The organism is Shewanella vaxholmensis (genome assembly GCF_031932135.1).
GTDB lineage: Bacteria > Pseudomonadota > Gammaproteobacteria > Enterobacterales > Shewanellaceae > Shewanella > Shewanella hafniensis.
The window spans coordinates 163,520-181,459 of sequence record NZ_JAUOEV010000003.1 but is presented as its reverse complement, the minus strand read 5'-3'; the positions used below and the strand labels follow the sequence as shown (position 1 = coordinate 181,459).

At 46.8% G+C, this 17,940-nt stretch carries 18 protein-coding genes; 14 read left to right on the top strand and 4 right to left on the bottom strand.

Annotated elements, in window-relative coordinates:
* Positions 1-501 precede the first annotated feature (501 nt).
* The 5 genes from Q4Q46_RS04405 (at position 502) to Q4Q46_RS04385 (ending at position 3,140) form a co-directional block, all read left to right on the top strand.
* A complete protein-coding gene (locus Q4Q46_RS04405) occupies positions 502-972 on the top strand; it encodes a GNAT family N-acetyltransferase (RefSeq protein WP_311905326.1) in 471 nt (156 codons plus the stop codon).
* Positions 973-1,127: 155 nt separating this feature from the next.
* Positions 1,128-1,337, top strand: a complete 210-nt coding sequence (locus tag Q4Q46_RS04400; RefSeq protein WP_006082494.1) for a DUF3820 family protein — start codon at positions 1,128-1,130, stop codon at positions 1,335-1,337.
* 126 nt (positions 1,338-1,463) lie between these two features.
* On the top strand, positions 1,464-1,766 hold the full coding sequence (locus Q4Q46_RS04395; RefSeq protein ID WP_006082493.1) for a hypothetical protein: 303 nt from the start codon (positions 1,464-1,466) through the stop codon (positions 1,764-1,766).
* A gap of 172 nt (positions 1,767-1,938) precedes the next feature.
* Positions 1,939-2,448, top strand: a complete 510-nt coding sequence (locus Q4Q46_RS04390; protein ID WP_311905325.1) for a GNAT family N-acetyltransferase — start codon at positions 1,939-1,941, stop codon at positions 2,446-2,448.
* A 167-nt stretch (positions 2,449-2,615) separates the two neighbouring features.
* Positions 2,616-3,140 (top strand): GNAT family N-acetyltransferase, encoded by a 525-nt coding sequence (locus tag Q4Q46_RS04385; RefSeq protein ID WP_311905324.1) that lies wholly within the window; start codon positions 2,616-2,618, stop codon positions 3,138-3,140.
* A 266-nt stretch (positions 3,141-3,406) separates the two neighbouring features.
* Here Q4Q46_RS04385 and Q4Q46_RS04380 read toward each other — a convergent pair whose 3' ends face one another.
* On the bottom strand, positions 3,407-4,117 hold the full coding sequence (locus Q4Q46_RS04380) for a pirin family protein (RefSeq protein ID WP_311905323.1): 711 nt from the start codon (positions 4,115-4,117) through the stop codon (positions 3,407-3,409).
* Between the two features lie 12 nt (positions 4,118-4,129).
* Positions 4,130-4,573 (bottom strand): DoxX family protein, encoded by a 444-nt coding sequence (locus tag Q4Q46_RS04375; RefSeq protein ID WP_106649953.1) that lies wholly within the window; start codon positions 4,571-4,573, stop codon positions 4,130-4,132.
* A 232-nt stretch (positions 4,574-4,805) separates the two neighbouring features.
* On the opposite strand from Q4Q46_RS04375, the gene Q4Q46_RS04370 reads away from it, so the two are divergent.
* The gene (locus Q4Q46_RS04370; protein ID WP_311905322.1) at positions 4,806-5,699 is read left to right on the top strand and encodes a LysR family transcriptional regulator; all 894 of its coding nucleotides are present in this window, start codon (positions 4,806-4,808) and stop codon (positions 5,697-5,699) included.
* Between the two features lie 85 nt (positions 5,700-5,784).
* Here Q4Q46_RS04370 and Q4Q46_RS04365 read toward each other — a convergent pair whose 3' ends face one another.
* Together Q4Q46_RS04365 and Q4Q46_RS04360 are read right to left on the bottom strand one after the other, a co-directional pair.
* Positions 5,785-7,530, bottom strand: coding sequence for a bifunctional metallophosphatase/5'-nucleotidase (locus tag Q4Q46_RS04365; protein ID WP_311905321.1), 1,746 nt, complete (start codon positions 7,528-7,530; stop codon positions 5,785-5,787).
* Between the two features lie 144 nt (positions 7,531-7,674).
* Entirely contained in the window at positions 7,675-8,766 is a 1,092-nt protein-coding gene (locus Q4Q46_RS04360; protein ID WP_106649956.1) for a CNNM domain-containing protein, read from the bottom strand.
* A gap of 150 nt (positions 8,767-8,916) precedes the next feature.
* Between Q4Q46_RS04360 and rlmN the strand changes: the two genes are divergently transcribed.
* From rlmN to der, 8 genes are all read left to right on the top strand, one after another.
* Positions 8,917-10,038 (top strand): dual-specificity RNA methyltransferase RlmN, encoded by a 1,122-nt coding sequence (gene rlmN, locus Q4Q46_RS04355; RefSeq protein WP_106649957.1) that lies wholly within the window; start codon positions 8,917-8,919, stop codon positions 10,036-10,038.
* 32 nt (positions 10,039-10,070) lie between these two features.
* On the top strand, positions 10,071-10,859 hold the full coding sequence (pilW, locus tag Q4Q46_RS04350) for a type IV pilus biogenesis/stability protein PilW (protein ID WP_106649958.1): 789 nt from the start codon (positions 10,071-10,073) through the stop codon (positions 10,857-10,859).
* A complete protein-coding gene (locus Q4Q46_RS04345; RefSeq protein WP_311905320.1) occupies positions 10,856-11,953 on the top strand; it encodes a RodZ domain-containing protein in 1,098 nt (365 codons plus the stop codon). Before pilW ends, Q4Q46_RS04345 begins: the two co-directional genes overlap by 4 nt.
* A 48-nt stretch (positions 11,954-12,001) precedes the next feature.
* Complete coding sequence (ispG, locus tag Q4Q46_RS04340; RefSeq protein ID WP_106649960.1) at positions 12,002-13,117, top strand: flavodoxin-dependent (E)-4-hydroxy-3-methylbut-2-enyl-diphosphate synthase; 1,116 nt, start codon at positions 12,002-12,004, stop codon at positions 13,115-13,117.
* A gap of 145 nt (positions 13,118-13,262) precedes the next feature.
* A complete protein-coding gene (gene hisS / locus Q4Q46_RS04335; RefSeq protein ID WP_311898813.1) occupies positions 13,263-14,543 on the top strand; it encodes a histidine--tRNA ligase in 1,281 nt (426 codons plus the stop codon).
* A gap of 24 nt (positions 14,544-14,567) precedes the next feature.
* Positions 14,568-15,188: a tetratricopeptide repeat protein gene (locus tag Q4Q46_RS04330; RefSeq protein WP_063883274.1), complete on the top strand. Its 621-nt coding sequence runs from the start codon at positions 14,568-14,570 to the stop codon at positions 15,186-15,188.
* An 11-nt stretch (positions 15,189-15,199) separates the two neighbouring features.
* Positions 15,200-16,387: an outer membrane protein assembly factor BamB gene (bamB, locus tag Q4Q46_RS04325; protein WP_311905319.1), complete on the top strand. Its 1,188-nt coding sequence runs from the start codon at positions 15,200-15,202 to the stop codon at positions 16,385-16,387.
* A 79-nt stretch (positions 16,388-16,466) separates the two neighbouring features.
* Positions 16,467-17,933, top strand: coding sequence for a ribosome biogenesis GTPase Der (gene der, locus Q4Q46_RS04320; RefSeq protein WP_006082478.1), 1,467 nt, complete (start codon positions 16,467-16,469; stop codon positions 17,931-17,933).
* Positions 17,934-17,940: the final 7 nt, after the last annotated feature.

Here is a 17,940-nt window from a genome sequence, read left to right as displayed (position 1 = left end):
ACCCTTGGGCAGCGAGTTGATGAGTTGGGAGCCACACCGTTTTTGTGCTCGAAATCGAATGTAAATCTTATGTTAACCTCAGTCAATTGGCTGATTTTTGACGGTTTTTGATTAAATTATCAGCAATGGTTTTTTGTCAGTATCTGGTCACGTGCCGTTAATTTGACAAGTAATAGTTGAGGAATAATTTGTGAGTGATATTTTTAAGTTTTTATTTTTAAAAGGTTTAATTTGAGTGGTATCAAGTTGCAGGCTTGTTTGTTGCAATCTATGCCTGTTCACAAAATCTGAATTCTGACTTTTTATTTCTCTATCGGTATAAATGTTAATTTTATATTGCTAAATGTTATTAATGAATCCGTGTAAAGAATCGACTTCTCAGTCGAAAGTGGTCTTGTTTGGTGAGGAGCTTGTCATCAAACTGCCAAATGCTGGCTTTATCATCTCTTAGACTGCCGTCTAAATCGCTTGCAATTTCAACCATGAGAGAAGGGATGCCAAATGGATATCAAAACTATTATGCCTATTAAGTTTGAACTCGTTGAAACAGCACCGCTATTCCATGAATTACTCAATCTGCGTAGTGCCGCTGGCCGCCCTTCGATCGGTGTTGAGCTTGCGGATGTGCAGGCACTGTTTTGGGTCTCTATCCGATTGAGTGACAATGCTGAAATGGAGCATGCTGGCGCGGGAGTCGCTAAGTCTAATCTGTTAGCTACGGCGTGTGTTTACGGTAATAAGCCTGGGCATTTGGCCATTGAAGATTTTATCGTGTTGCCTGAATACCAATCCTATGGGCTGGCGAAGATCATGCTTGAGCGAGTGATGGACTTTGTCGATGGACACGCAAGTTCTGGGACTTGTATCAGCATTACCGCCTATGGTGAGTCTGAACGCTTATGCTGTGAATATGGTTTTCAATATGCGCCATGCGCTAATTTAGGGCCAAATCTATTAAAGATTGTTGCTTAGGATTCAGCTGGGAATGTAGTTTGTGCGTTTATGGTACTCACCTTAAGTGTTGGATGACTTATGTGGGAGTGTTGTATGAGTTAACTGCGACATTGATTGGCTTATGTTGTAGCATCCGTGGGATTATCGGGACGACCTGCACGAGATAACAATCTATGGATCAGCAACTACTCATCGACGCTGTAAATCAAAAAATGCCCTTTGGTAAGTACGCTGGGCGTAAGTTACTCGAATTACCCGAACCTTATTTGGTGTGGTTCCATAAGCAAGGTTTCCCCCAGGGAAAACTCGGTGAGCAATTAGCCCTAATGTACGAAATCAAGCTTAATGGTTTAGAAGGCATGCTAAAACCGCTGTTGAAATGAAGTTCCCGTCTTTTAAGAAAAATACTGCTTTTGCGATAAGTGTTGTATTTCGTGATAGAGATTAGCGATTTATTGTTTTTAGCGTGCTTTAATGCAGCATATTAGCAAAACAAAAGGAACGCAGGCATGATGGCAAAATGGGTAAAATTAGCGGCGGTAGCGACTTTAGCGTTAGGCATGTCAAGTGCTTGGGCTCAAGGTGTCACCCACGAAGGTACTGTTGTTGATACGATGAACGGTGGTGGTTACACCTACGTACAAATTAAAGAAGCTGACACCACTTTTTGGGCTGCAGGTCCTCAAACTGAAGTGAGTAAAGGCGATAAAGTGGCTGTGGTTGAACAAATGTGGATGAACGAATTCACTAGCAAAACCTTAAACCGCACCTTTGATAAGCTGTTATTTGTCGGTCAAATCGATAAGAAGTAACAGTGGCGAGTGCGCTAACCTGTGCGCCTCTTTAATCCAACGGCTTCGATACCTTCGAGGCCGTTTTTGTTTTTAGCCTTCAATGCCGCAAAATCTGAGTCTATCTCGATTAAGCGAAACGCGGCAAAATAGCACTATTGCTAGCGGTTATTACTCAACAGAGAACACTTAAGTGACGGCGTTTGAACAGTTTGAGATCCAGCCTTATCAGTCATGTTATGCCCGAGAGGTTAGTGAGTTATTTCATCTTTGCGTGCATAACATCACCCATGCTCGTTATTCACAGGCGCAACTTGCAGCTTGGTCTGCGGCGCCAAGATCGGCTAAACATTGGGATTTGCGCTTAAACCGCTCGAAGGCGTGGGTAGTATTAGTCAAAGATGCAGCGACAGCTTCTTCAATGTGCTGCGGTTTTATCAATGTCGAAACCCATTTTACCCATCAAGGCTATGTAGATAGCTTATATATCCATCCAGATTATCAAGCTAAGGGATTAGGTGAACGTGCTTATCTTGTTTTAGAAGCGTGGGCTAAGGCGCAAGGCTATGCGCGCTTGAGAGTGGACGCCTCTTATCTCTCTAAAGGATTGTTTACCCGTATGGGATTCATTCAAATACAGCGTAGTTATCAGCAAAAACTAGGGCAAGTGATCCCTGGCTTCTATATGGAGAAGAATATTTAACGTTAGCTTACTATGGTTTCAACCAAAAAGTGATGTAAGGTATTCCACAGTAAAACATTAGCTTAACGCCGTTGAGTGACACGATTTAAGTTAAATCAGCACTATTTAACTTAAATTAGAATACGGTTAATCTTAAGCGATTAACAATTCAAGATGGAGGGCAGAGAATGAAGATCCGACTATTTACGCTATCGGATGTCTCGCAGCTGGCGGCGATCTTTGAGGCGAGTGTAATGCAAGGCTCTGGCGAGTTTTACTCGTTTGCCGAGCGCTCTGCTTGGGCTTATATCGAAGGTGAGATCCGCAGTGAGAACTATTGGCTCGAACGCTTAAAGGGCACCACGATTTGGGTTGCTGAAGCGGATAACATGCTGGTGGGATTTATCAATCTTAAGATCGGTGCCGACAGTGATGTTGAAGCCGCTGCCGAAGTGGAATGTTTGTTCGTGCATCCCGAATATGCCCGTTCTGGGGTGGCCACCTCTTTGTATTTTGCGTTGTTTGAAGAAGTTAAAATTTTAGCGCTGAAACGATTAACGGTTGAAGCATCCTATCTCGCGCGACCTTTTTTTGAGAAACAGGGGTTTCGCAGTATTCGTCGTAATGAACATAAGCGTTTTTTGAATGCGGCGGATAAAGCACAGGGCCAAGCCCAAGTCTTGGTTAATTTCAGCATGACACTCGCGCTATAACTCAGCGTATCAAGGTGCTGGTCTGGTTCGCTCAACGAGGCCGTTAGCACTGCTTTTATAACATCGCCTTATAACATGGCCATCAAAACGCCAATAAAAAACACTGCCAAAGATGACTTGTGGCAGTGCTTCTAGGTTTTCTAGGTTAGTGCTTATCAAGTTGGCATGTAATCACTTGCTCAACCGTTTGCTCAATGACTTACTTAATTGTTTACTCAATCGTTAAGCTGTTTTACTGAGTGGTTCAGTTAAGCCATTCGCTCGTATTACGCGTTAGCCGACAAGTCGAATACTAGTGCGGTGACTTGTCCGCTTGCTGCCGTAAAGTCGACACTGGCGAGTTGGGTCAGATGTGCGCCGTCCCCCGCCGTCAGTGTTGTGTCATTGATATCCAGCGTACCTTCAATCAATTGAACATACAGATGACGACTCGCTTGTTCGGCGGTTCTGGCCATCGTCACTTTTTCGCCTTCGCTCAACATTAAACGATATAAGGTCGCATCCTGCTGCACTTTCAGCGTGCCATTTTCACCGTTTGGTGTCACCACGGCCGTCAGTGGTGAACTCTGTTCGAATGCCTTTTGCTGATAACCCGCATCTATGCCTAAGGTATCTGGACGGATCCAAATTTGTAAAAAGTGTAGCGGCTCAGTATTAGAAGCATTGAACTCGCTGTGGTAAATGCCTTTACCCGCCGACATCAACTGAAACTCACCAGCAGGTAAAGTTTTGATATTTCCGAAACTGTCTTTATGGGCGATAGTGCCAGATATCACGTAACTGATGATCTCCATGTCTTTATGTCCATGGGTATCAAAACCTGCACCCGGTGCAACTCTGTCATCGTTGATGACTCTTAGGGATGAAATCCCCATGTGCTCTGGGTCATAGTAGCTAGAGAAAGAGAAGGTATGTTGACTCTTTAGCCAGCCTAAATCTGCTTGACCGCGATCCTGTGCTTTTCTTAATGTGATCATCTTGCTTCCCTTTTATTTGATGCGGTTAGCGAATACGTTATCGACAGCGAACTTGCCTGCACCTGAAACCGCCAATGACACTGTGGCTGCGAGTAGGGCGAGACCAAATTCGTAACCGTTGTTGGCAAGAAACAGACCGTTGCCTATGTGTACTGAGAAAATCGCTATTATCATAGTGAATGACAATACGAGGGCGGTTGGGCGAGTCAGCAGGCCAAGTAACAGGAATAGGCCGCCGAAGAATTCGCTTGAACCTGCCATCAGTGCCATTAAGTAACCTGGCGTCAAACCTATGGATGCCATCCATTGTCCAGTGCCTTCTAAGCCGTAACCGCCAAACCAGCCAAACAGTTTTTGTGAACCATGAGCGATTAAGATAATTCCGATAGGAATACGCAGTGCCAGTGGGGCAAGACTAGGAGCTGATTTGAGTGTTTTTGCGATGAGAGTTTTCATAGGGTATTCCTTATTTCAAATTATTTAACAAGTGGTTAAGAGTAATGTTTAATCTGTTTTAACTCAGTTCTTTAATCTGTTTCTAGCGTTAAATTACTTTGTTTCTACATCCGATTTCGGCAGTGAGTTCCGCAGAACCTCTCCATTGCTAAGCAGTGTAGACTTGACCTTTGGCAAAGAAAATCGGAACATTTTCAATGTATGCTTCAAATAATTTGAACATGAGGTTTTTATGTTGCCATCTATTAGTCTTGATGGATTAATCGTACTCGATGCCATTGATCGAAAAGGCAGTTTTTCCGCGGCGGCCGAGTCCTTATTCCGTGTGCCGTCGGCGCTGACCTACACAGTGCAGAAACTGGAGAGCGATTTAGGCACAAAATTATTTGAACGTAAGGGCCAGCGCGCCGAACTGACCTTAGTCGGTCAACTTGTGCTGCGCCAAGGGCGAGAGATCCTTTCGGCAACATCCAGACTCGAAGAGGCGGTGCGTCAACTCGAGACCGGCTGGGAGTCTTCGTTAACTTTAGCGATTGATACCGTCGTGCCGGATTTACCCCTATTGCAGTTGATCGGGGAATTTACTGACCTAGGTAAGCAAGTGACTGTGAATATCAGCGAAGAGTCCTTAGGTGGCGGCTGGGATGCGCTTTATTCGGGACGTGCCGATATTGCTATTGGTGTGACGGGTGAACTGCCAAAAGGTCAATATCATGTGGTCGAAATCGGTGAGTTGGAGTTTGTGTTTGCCTTAAATCCTGCCCACCCATTAGCGCAGCACGCCGGTCCTATTCCGACCGAGGCATTACTGCAATTCCCTTCCATTGTGGTGGCAGATAGTTCGACCGCCTTAGCGCAGCGCTCGAGCGGCTTATTTGATAGCCGTCAGGTGATCCGGGTGCCGAATATGCAGACCAAGATTAAAGCGCAGCAATTAGGACCCGGCGTAGGCTACATTCCAAAACACTTGATCTTAGATGCGTTGACGGCGGGAAGCTTAGTGGCTTGTCATGTGGAAATGCCGCGCCCACCCCAAGCTGTGTTTATGGCGTGGCGCAAAGACGCGCAGGGCAAAGCGCAGGATTGGTTTACTGCGCGTTTACCGCAATGTGATTGGCAATTTTAAGCTCAGGTTTGTTTAGCGCTTTGTAAGCAGCCACTCACTTTGCTCCTCACTGCATCAATGTTGACGCCATGAGGAGCATTGGCACTTAACCCATACGTTGGCTGTGGCTGGTGTAATGCACGTGCTGTGACAGTAAATCAGACAGATTCGGTGAGCGATTTAAGAATCGAATAAAGGCCTGTGGCAACGTCAGAGACTCCATCGACTCCTGCCAGCGAGCTTGCAGCAATGGATGATAGCCTTCCTTACCCGCAGCAGTGTAAGACGTCGATACCCCGACATACAGTGACTCAGGCTCAACGGGATACCAAAGGGATTGGCTGTCCTGCTGCATCATCTCCAATCTGAATAAACGCTCGCCCAGTGGACGCCGCCCATCGTAGTAATACCGTAGGCCATAGGTGTAAGGGAAACTACCCGCACCTGTGCCTCGGACACTGTTGTTGGTTGCCGCGTTAATCGCCGATTCGAGCGCTTGATAGAGGAATTGACCTTGAATTTCATACTTAACTAATGGCAATTCGAAGGGCAGCAATTGCCCCATCACATCCGCTAGTGTCAATTGTCCTTGGGCCACCGACTGGCGTACACCGCCGGCATTATGCAGGGCAAAGTTCACCCTAGGGTCGACAAGCTTAGCTTCTTGGAACATGCTGCGACTGACCCAAGGCGCAATTTCACTGCCGTGGGGCAGGGCCTTAGACGGCAGGCGCGTATGGACTAAGTTTTTTGGCACTAGTGCTAAGACTTTGTTTTCCATCTCTGCGATGGCGGGTTTGTAGATGTCTTGGATCACGCCATCAATATCGGCATCGGCATCATCCCAAAGGACATTTGGATGCTGACTGAGCTGTTGGCGCACCGCTTGGTAATCTTGGTTATCGACGGTCGTGTTAGCACTTAAGATAAAGTGCTGATCCAGCATGAAGTAATTGCCGCCAGTTAAGCTCTGCACTTTACCTTCAGCATCAAATGTTATCTCGGCTAAGCCGACGACTTCGGCATATTTCCCCGCGTGCACTATCGGTGTGTTATTGATGACTTCACCGTAGGGTAGATTGCTCAAACCTAAGGCGCGAAAATCGCCCTGTAGCGTATGCGTGTGACCACCTACGATCAGGCTAATACCCTCGACTTCGGCCGCAAGGCGCTTATCTTGATCTAAGCCTAAGTGGCTGAGCACGATAATATGTTTGATTCCTTGATTTTTAAGGTGCTCAACCGTGCGTGCGGTTGTGGCGATAGCATCGACAAAATGAGTGTCGGGATCGGGGCGAGCGATCTCTTTCATTTGATCTAAGGTAATACCGACAATGGCTAACGTCTTATCGTGGAAGGGCTTAAGCAGATATTTCGCGCGTTTTTGCTCATGATCATAATCTAAGATATTAGGCAAACCACGCAGACAACCGGGTTTGTTAAGATCTTCTTGGCTTAAATCCATGTTGCCCGCAAGCAATGGGAAATCAATCTGTTTAGCAAACTCGGCAAGTCTGGCGTTACCTTCATCGATATCGTGGTTGCCAATGACCATAGCATCGGGCGCTAACAGATTGAGTAAGTGGGCGTTAGCCTTGCCTTTAAAATGGCTGAAATAAAGCGTGCCTTGGAAGCTGTCGCCACCGTGCAGGAAAACAAACGGCGTATTGGTTTGTGCAGCAGCTTGACGTGCCTTAGTGATGTGGTGGCCTATGCGGGCATAACCACCGCTATGGCTGGTTACATCAAGCTTATGCTGGCCGAGGTTAAGACTAAATTGGACGCGGCAGGGCTCAAAATTCGAATGGGTGTCATTAATGTGCGCGAGTGAGAGTGTGTAGCTCTGTGTCATAACTTACCTCTATTACGGCGGGTGAGTATATACCCAAGCGACCTCAAAATGCGAGGCTCAGAGGGTTCTGAGTTATCCGCATTCTAAAAGAATAAAGGGAGCTAGGCTCCCTTTATATTAACAAGCACTAAACTGGCTTAGCCTTCAGCCGGATTTGGCTTCGTCATCATCGGATGCGGCTTCAAAATCACCGTCATCGGATAGGCGAATGCCTTTTTGCTTCATGCGCTTAGTCCAAAGTTTACGTGCTAATTGCTGCATATCGGTCGCGGGATCGTTTAAATCGACAATCTCTAATCCTAACATAGATTCGATAATATCTTCTTGAGTCACAATACCTTGGCTACTGCCGTACTCATCGACCACCATAGCAATTTGGGTGTTACGTTTAATCATACGCTCAAATAGTGGCAGAATTTTTGCGGTTTCAGGCACCACAAATAAACTCCGTTTAAGCTCACCAATCGATGCCTCTGGTGTGTAACGCTCAGCCAGCAACACATCGGTACGGGTGATATAACCGATAATATCGTCATGATCCTGATCGTATACTGGAATACGGGTAAAAGGCTTGTCACGATACTGACGTACAAACTCATTTTGAGTCAGATCCACAGGTAGCGAGAACATCACAGTGCGCGGTGTCATAATTGCTGTAACGGGCATATCACGTACCTTGAGCATTTGCGTCAGAATTTTCGACTCTTGCTCGTCAAGCTCACCGGATTCATGGCCGATTTTTGCCATCGCGCTCATTTCTTGTCGGATATATTGGCCTTCATCGCCTTTGCCCATCAGGCGAGTGACTTGCTGCGACATCCAGATCAGCGGTTTAGTGACACGCTTCATCCACGTCACGGCAACAGACACGCTCGGTGCGAGGCGACGCCAATGGTTGGCACCCAATGATTTAGGAATAATTTCTGAGAAGAACAGAATAATAAAGGTCAATACGCCCGAGAAAACACCCAACATATCGTCACCAAATACTTTCGCTGCTTGCGCACCCGCAACGGCAGCGCCAACGGTATGAGCGATAGTATTTAACGTAAGGATTGACACCAAAGGGGCTTCGACATTTTCTTTCAGTTTACGCAAGCGCGCGGCTGCGGCACTGTCAGTTTGTTCGAGTGATGCGATATAACTTGGGGTAACCGATAGCAGAACAGCTTCGAACACACTGCACAGAAAAGAAACTCCGACAGCGACAAGCACTATAATGATGAGGGTTAACATATAGGTGGAATTACAACTCCGTATTTTAGGCCAACATTAGCCCGTGGAGATTCTAGCATAGGTTAATTGAGTTACTGGCTAAAATTTATTTGCGTCTGTATAATTCGCCGCCCTGTTACAGGATCCGGTTTTGGTGTTGAGGTTAGCTATATGAGTGAAAAGAAGATCAATTTATTAGACCTTGATCGTAAGGCGATGCGCGCATTATTTGCGGACATGGGAGAGAAACCCTTTCGTGCCGATCAGCTCATGAAATGGCTATATCATTTCGGCGTCAGTGACTTCGAAGAGATGACCAACATCAACAAAGTGTTACGTCAAAAATTGGCGGCTCGCTGCGAGATCGTTGCGCCGGAAATTTCGAGCTTCCAAAAATCGACCGACGGGACGATTAAATTCGCAATCAATGTTGGTCAAGGCCAAGAAGTTGAAACGGTTTATATTCCTGAGGATGACCGCGCGACCTTGTGCGTTTCATCCCAAGTTGGGTGTGCCCTCGAATGTACTTTCTGCTCTACGGGGCAGCAAGGGTTTAACCGTAACTTAACGGTTTCTGAAATCGTCGGCCAAATTTGGCGCGTATCGCACTTTTTAGGTTTTGCTAAAGACACGGGCGAGCGTCCTATCACTAACGTAGTGATGATGGGTATGGGTGAGCCATTGCTTAACCTAGCCAATGTGATCCCAGCGATGGACATCATGCTCGATGACTTTGGTTTTAGCTTATCAAAGCGCCGCGTAACTCTATCAACATCGGGCGTCGTACCTGCGTTAGATAAATTGGGTGATGCGCTTGATGTGGCACTGGCTGTGAGTATCCATGCGCCAAATGATGAGCTACGTGACATTCTGGTCCCAATCAATAAAAAATATCCGCTGGATGAGTTTTTAGCGGGTATTCGTCGTTATATCGCCAAATCTAATGCAAACCGTGGTCGCGTGACGGTTGAATACGTGATGCTAGATCACATCAACGACAGCACAGAACAAGCCCATGAGTTAGCTAAGTTGATGAAAGATACGCCTTGTAAGGTGAATCTGATCCCATTCAACCCGTATCCCGGCTCGCCTTACGGTCGTTCATCTAACTCACGTATCGACCGTTTTTCTAAGGTGCTAATGGAGTATGGTTTTACAGTGATAGTGCGTAAAACCCGTGGCGATGATATCGACGCCGCCTGTGGTCAGTTGGCGGGTGATATTCGCGATAGAACGAAACGTTTAGCAAAAAAACGCATGCAAGAAAACCAGATTTCAGTCACAATGAATTAACTCTTTGTTTGCACAGATTTATAGGCTCGCCCATGAAGCATGGATTGCCAAGGTTTTCGTTGATTTTAACCCTGTCATTATTGATGACAGGGTGCGTCACTGAGCGTACTTATACTGGGACAGATATCCCTGTTTCTGAACGAAAGTTAGACAAAGTCGCCGCCGCGCGCGAGCGTTTGCAGCTCGGTTTAACCTATTTAAATCGAGGTAACTCGGAACAAGCCAAATACAATCTTGATAAAGCATTAGAATATGCCCCAGAGCTTGAAGATGTGCACACCGCTTTGGCTTATTACTATCAAACCGTGGGCGATTTAGTACGTACTGAAGAGTCGTACATGAATGCCATTAGTACCAAGGACGCCTCAGGCGATTCCATGAATAATTTCGGGGTGTTTTTGTGCCAACAAAAGCAATACAACAAAGCTGAAAAAATGTTTTTGGCCGCAATCGAAATGCCCAAATATACGCGAACGGCCTCAAGCTACGAGAACTTAGGTCTCTGTAGCCGCGAAGCTGGACAAGCAGAAAAGGCACGACAGTATTTTCAGATGGCGTTAAAGTATGACCCGAGAAGATCGGTGTCGTTGCTGGAGTTGGCAGAGTTAGAAGTCGACCAAGGTGATTTTATTCAGGCGCGAAACCAATTAGCGCGATATCACCAAGTGGCTGAGCAAACTCCAGAAAGTTTAGCGCTCGGAATCAAAATAGAGCAGGCAGTGAATGATGATGCCGCTGTGAAGAGATTTGGTATTTTATTGCTTGCCAAATTCCCAGCATCACCTCAGGCCAAGCAATACAGAGTTAATTTGCATCAATGAAAGATCATGAAATCAATGCGCCAGTTGAGTCGGTAGCACCGCAATCTATCGCGCTAGATGTAACGCTTGGAACCTTATTAAAAGCTGGCCGTGAAAAAATGGGCCTTAGTATTCAAGATGCGGCGGTTAAATTGCATTTACGCCCTCGTATTGTTGAAGATCTTGAAGCCGACAATTTTACCAATATTGCCTCATCCACTTATGTTCGTGGTTATGTAAAAAACTATGCCCGTATGGTCAGCGCGGATGCGGCTTTGATTGAAGCGTGTTTAGTGCGCCAAGTGCCTGTGGTGACTGAGCCTGCAATGCAAAGCTTTTCCCGTAAAACGACTTATCAAGCCCGCGATACGCGTTTAACTTGGCTGAGTATTTTAATCGTTATTGTGTTACTCGGCTCGTTAGTCGTCTGGTGGATGCAAAAAACGACTTTGTTAAGCACTATTGATGTATCGAAACCCACGGCAGAAGAGGTCGCCGCCGCGAACCAAACGCTACCTGGTGACGTACTATTGACCGAAACCGATGCGAGTCAACAATTGACCGACATCGCGGCTAACGGCTCTATGTCAATTGACGGCCCGATTAAAGATACCGATGCCAGCACTATTGATGTGAGCACTGGGCCTACTGACAATAATTATCCTCAAACGGTTGATACGAGTAATGAAGATGGTGGCTCGGCTAATGCTGCAACCACAGCGTCTCAAACGGCCTCTTCGGTAGCTGAACAGACGGTAGCTCAACAGACGTTTGTGCAACAGCCTGCAACTCAGCCCGTTGTAACTGCAACGCCTTTGCCTGTTTCAACATCGTCAGCCACAACGACCAATACTCTGGTGGCCGCTGCCGGTGAATCAATTATTAAGGTACAGTTAACGGGTGATTGCTGGATTAACATTGTCGATGCTAAAGGTAAAGCGTTAGTCGATGGTGTGAAAGGCGCTGGCGCCGCAGTGCAAGTGAGTGGTGTACCACCATTTAAAATTATTCTAGGTGCGCCGCAAGTGGCGACATTAAGCTTAGATGGTCAAATGGTTAGCTTAGCTGATGTCCCTAAGGGACGTGTCGCGCGCTTAACCTTACCTAAGGTTTAACGACCACCTAATGATCTACAGCACGTACCGAAATAGAGCATATTAAGCATGTATAATGAAACTCCCATAAAAAGACGTCCTTCCACCCGCATTTATGTGGGTAATGTACCGATTGGTGATGGGGCGCCGATTGCCGTTCAGTCAATGACCAATACTAAGACCACAGATGTTGAAGCGACAATCGCTCAAATTCGTGCCTTAGAAAAAGTGGGTGCCGATATAGTTCGTGTCTCAGTACCGACTATGGATGCGGCAGAAGCCTTTAAACTCATTAAGCAAGCGGTTAAGGTGCCTTTAGTGGCCGACATCCATTTCGATTATCGCATTGCCTTAAAAGTTGCTGAGTACGGTGTCGATTGCCTGCGTATTAATCCGGGCAATATCGGCAACGAAGAGCGTATTCGCAGCGTGGTGGAATGTGCCCGTGACCACAATATTCCTATCCGTATTGGTGTGAATGGCGGTTCATTAGAGAAAGATCTGATGGACAAGTACAAAGAGCCAACGCCTGAAGCCTTGCTCGAATCGGCCATGCGCCATGTCGATATTCTGGACCGATTGAACTTTGACCAATTCAAGGTCAGCGTGAAAGCCTCCGACGTGTTTTTAGCGGTTGAATCCTATCGTTTATTGGCAAAACAAATCCGTCAACCTTTGCATTTAGGCATTACCGAAGCGGGCGGCGCACGCGCGGGTTCAGTTAAATCGGCAGTCGGTTTAGGCATGTTATTGGCCGAAGGTATTGGGGATACGCTACGTATTTCCCTTGCGGCCGATCCCGTCGAAGAAATCAAAGTCGGTTTTGATATTTTAAAGTCGCTGCGTATCCGTAGCCGCGGAATTAACTTCATCGCCTGCCCATCTTGCTCCCGTCAAGAGTTTGATGTGATAAGCACAGTCAATGAGTTAGAGCGTCGCCTCGAAGACGTGACTACCGCCATGGATGTGTCTATCATCGGCTGCGTTGTGAACGGCCCAGGTGAAGCCTTAGTGTCGCACATCGGCTTAACCGGTGGGCATAATAAGAGCGGATATTATGACGAGGGTGAACGTCAAAAAGAACGTTTTGATAACGACAATATTGTCGATTCCCTCGAAGCGAAAATTCGCGCTAAGGCCAGTCAAATGGCGAACCGTATTCAAATAAAAGACACAACTGAGTAATATGCATCTGCATTTGGGCATAGATTACGCCTAATGATTTTGAGCTAGGCCCCGAAACCGACGGGGTCGTTTTACGTTTTACGTTCAAAAGCCTATAATGCGTGACATTTTTTATTAATTTAGCTAAATCGGACGAGTCGATACAGTGGCAAAACAGATCCAAGCGATTCGCGGAATGAATGACATTCTGCCAACTCAAAGTCCTCTATGGCAAAAAGTGGAAGCGGTACTACGTTCGAGCGTTAGTGCTTACGGTTACAGCGAAATCCGCACTCCAATAGTGGAAAATACCGATCTCTTTAAACGCTCTATCGGTGAAGTAACTGATATTGTTGAAAAAGAAATGTATACCTTCGCAGATAATAACGGTGACAGCTTAACGCTGCGCCCAGAAGGTACGGCATCGACAGTGCGTGCGGGTAACGAAAACGGTCTACTGTATAACCAAGAACAACGTCTTTGGTATATGGGCCCTATGTTCCGTCATGAGCGCCCACAAAAAGGTCGCTATCGCCAATTTAACCAATTTGGCGTCGAAGTGTATGGCATAGGCACGGCGGATATTGATGCTGAAGTCTTGATGTTATCAGCCCGCCTGTGGGAAAAACTCGGTATTAGCGATCACGTATCGTTAGAGCTGAACACCTTAGGCGATCCCGCTGAGCGCGCGGTTTACCGTGATGCCTTGATTGCGTTTTTAGAGCAGCATAAAGACGCGCTCGATGAAGACAGCAAGCGTCGCATGTACAGCAATCCGCTGCGGGTATTGGATTCAAAAGATCAAAATGTCCAAGCTATTTTGGCTGGTGCACCTGAGTTGATGGATTTCCTCGGTGAAGAGTCCAAGACACATTTTTCACAATTGCGTGAACTACTTGATGCTGTGGGTATCAAATACACCATTAATCCGCGCCTTGTTCGTGGTTTAGATTACTATAATCGCACTGTATTTGAATGGGTTACATCGAGTTTAGGCTCGCAAGGTACAGTACTTGCGGGTGGTCGCTATGACGGCTTAGTCGCCCAGTTAGGCGGTAAAGATACCCCAGCAGTGGGTTTCGCCATGGGCTTAGAGCGCATAGTCTTGCTGCTTGAAACCTTAGAACTGAACAAAGATATTCCGCCAGAAGTGGATGTGTATGTTACTGCTATGGGTGATAGCTGTCTGGTTGAAGCGATTAAAGTTGCGCAGGAATTACGCAGCGCGCTGCCAAACCTTAAAGTGATGAGTCACTGCGGTGGCGGCAATGTGAAAAAACAAATGAAACGTGCCGATAAAAGCGGTGCAGCTGTCGCCTTACTGATTGGTGAAGATGAACTGGCCGAAGGCATGGTGACAGTGAAATATTTACGCAATGATAACGAACAACAACGGGTAGCTCGAAGTGCCTTAGGCGCATTTTTGGCTGAACTGGCCATTAAGTAATAGATCATATAAGGGGACGTGCGCGTGGAAATTTATAGCACAGAAGAACAACAAGTTGATGCTATCAAGCAGTTCTGGAAAGACTATGGTACCTCGATTTTTATTGGGGCGGTCGTTGGTTTAGGCGGCCTGTATGCGTGGAATTATTATTCTGACGTTAAAGTGGCTCAAGCGGAAGAAGCCTCAAAAGCTTTCCACGAGTTGACCACTAAATCAAGCGACGAAGCCGCTATGCTGGCGGGTGTGGCTGAGTTTTCTAAAAATCATGATCAAAAAGGTTATCAAGCGCTACTAGAACTGATCGTGGCAAAAACTGCGGTAGAAGCTAAGGATTACCCTAAAGCTATCGAAGCCTTGAACAAGGTTATTGCGGCTAAACCAGGTGCTGGTTTAGATATGATTGCCACTTTACGTGTTGCTCGAGTTCAAGCCGAGCAAGGTCAAATAGACGCTGCTCTGGCAACCTTAGAGCAAGTTACAGATAAAGCCTTCTTCGCCCAGCGCGATGAACTAAAAGGTGATTTCTTAGTACGTCAAGGTGAAGTTGAGAAAGCGAAAACAGCTTATCAAGCTGCCATGGACAATGGTGGTGTGGTGACAAGCCCAGCGCTTAAAATCAAACTTGATAGCCTAAATCAGGCATAAGGGATCCCTTGATGAAGTCTTGGTGCAAAAACCTGCTAGCCGCCGGATTAAGTCTGGCCATGTTATCCGCCTGTTCGTCGAGCGATGTTGAAGACGAACCTGTCAGTGAGTTAACTGCCATTCAGGCGACAGTGTTCCCTGAAGTAAGTTGGAGCGCCTCTGTCGGTGATGGTGTAGGTGATTATTACTCTCGCCTCGCTCCTGCCGTTCGTTATGGCAAAATATTTGCCGCCGATCGTTATGGTGAAGTCACCGCGTTTGACGAAGCGACGGGCGAGCGCGTTTGGACTAAAGATTTTAGCGAAGAATTTCGTGATAACGCCTTAGCAAAAAACAAAGGTGCGCGAATCGCCGCTGGCGTAACTGCTGCGCGTAATAAAGTCTTTTTAGGGGGAGAAAGCGGGCTGTTAGCCGCGCTGAACGCCGAAGATGGCCAAGTGTTATGGCATGTGATTGCGGGCGGTGAATTACTGTCAGCACCAACGGTTGCCGATGACGTCGTGGTTGTCAGCACCAGCTCAGGTTCACTCGAAGCCTTTAACGTCGATACTGGCGCTAAGCTGTGGGTGTACGAAATGCAATTGCCAAATCTGACCCTGCGCGGTACAGGTTCTGCAGCTTATGAAGCGGGCGGTTTCTTTATCGGTACTGCCGATGGCAAAGTGGCTGTTGTGATTAAAAACAATGGTCAAGCAGCATGGGAACAGGCGATTTATAATCCAACGGGCGGTAACGAGTTTACCCGTATGGCCGACGTGGATATGACGCCGCTGATCCTTGGCGACAATTTATATGCGGTGAGTTACAACGGTAACTTAGTGTCGATGGAATTACGCACGGGTCGAGTTGTGTGGACACGTAAGTATTCTAGCTTTAACGAGTTAGCATCAGCGGGCTTAAGCTTGTTCCTTGTTGACGACCACAGCCGTATCTACTCAGTTGATAAGCGTAACGGTCTAGAGCTGTGGAGCAACTCTGAGTTAGCTAACCGCACTCTGACGTCACCAGCTGTGTATAAAGACTATTTAGTTGTGGGTGATTTCGAAGGTTATTTACACTTCATCGATCGCAGTACAGGGACGATTGTCGGTCGTGTCCAAGTGGACAGCTCTGGATTATACAGCCAGCCATTAGTGGTTGACGATAAAATCTATGTTCAAGGTCGCAGTGGAAAGTTAGCTGTTGTAACACTTCCATAGTTAAAAGTGTTATCCTTGTAGAGCCCCTGGAAGTGTGTTCCGGGGGCTTTTTATTGAAAAGTTTTTTAGAGGCAAAATCATGATCCCTGTAGTGGCCCTTGTTGGTCGGCCGAACGTCGGTAAATCCACCCTATTTAATCGCCTTACGCGCACGCGTGATGCGCTGGTTGCTGACTTTCCTGGCCTAACACGTGACCGTAAATATGGTCGAGCATTCTTATCCGGCTATGAGTTCATTGTGGTCGATACCGGCGGTATCGATGGCACTGAAGAAGGGATCGAGACGAAAATGGCTGAGCAATCCCTTGCCGCCATTGAAGAAGCCGATGTCGTTCTATTTATGACAGATGCGCGCGCCGGTTTAACCGCTGCAGATCTGTCGATTGCACAGCACTTACGTAGTCGTGAAAAGACCACTTTCGTGGTTGCGAACAAAGTTGACGGTATCGATGCCGATTCGGCCTGTGCCGAGTTTTGGTCTTTAGGTCTAGGTGAAGTTTACCAAATGGCGGCGTCTCAAGGACGCGGCGTGACCAACATGATTGAATACGCATTGACCCCTTATGCCGAAGCGATGGGCATTGTGCGTCAAGGCGAAGACGAAGTTACTGAAGAGCGTGAATATACCGAAGAAGAAGCGGAAGCTGAGCAAAAGCGTCTGCAAGATTTGCCTATCAAGCTGGCGATCATCGGTAAACCTAACGTCGGTAAGTCAACCCTGACTAACCGTATTCTAGGTGAAGAGCGCGTTGTGGTATTTGATGAGCCCGGCACGACCCGTGACAGTATTTACATTCCAATGGAACGTGAAGGTCGCGAGTACGTGATTATCGATACCGCGGGTGTTCGTCGTCGCAGTAAAGTACATCAAGTCATTGAGAAATTCTCAGTGATCAAGACTTTGAAAGCGGTTGAAGATGCTAACGTGGTGTTGCTTATCATCGATGCCCGTGAAGGTATCGCCGAGCAAGATTTAGGTTTGTTAGGTTTCGCGCTCAATGCGGGTCGCGCTTTGGTTATTGCCGTTAACAAGTGGGATGGTATTGACCAAGGGATTAAAGATCGAGTGAAGAGCGAGCTTGACCGTCGTCTTGGCTTTATCGACTTTGCCCGTATTCACTTTATTTCTGCGCTGCACGGTACAGGTGTTGGCCATTTATTTGAATCGATTGAAGAAGCTTACGACAGTGCTACGCGCCGCGTCAGTACTTCTATGCTGACACGTATCATGCAAATGTCGCAGGACGATCACCAGCCGCCATTAGTAAATGGTCGCCGTGTGAAGCTCAAATACGCTCACGCCGGTGGTTACAATCCGCCAATCGTGGTGATTCACGGTAACCAAGTGAGTAGACTGCCTGACTCGTACAAGCGCTACATGATGAACTACTTCCGTCGTTCATTGAAAGTGGTGGGTACGCCAATCCAGCTGCGTTTCCAAGAGGGTGATAACCCATTTGAAAACAAGACTGAGAAGTTGACTATGAGCCAAGAACGTCGTCGCAAGCGCGCACAAAGTCATATCAAAGACAGAAAAACCAAATAGTGTTTTT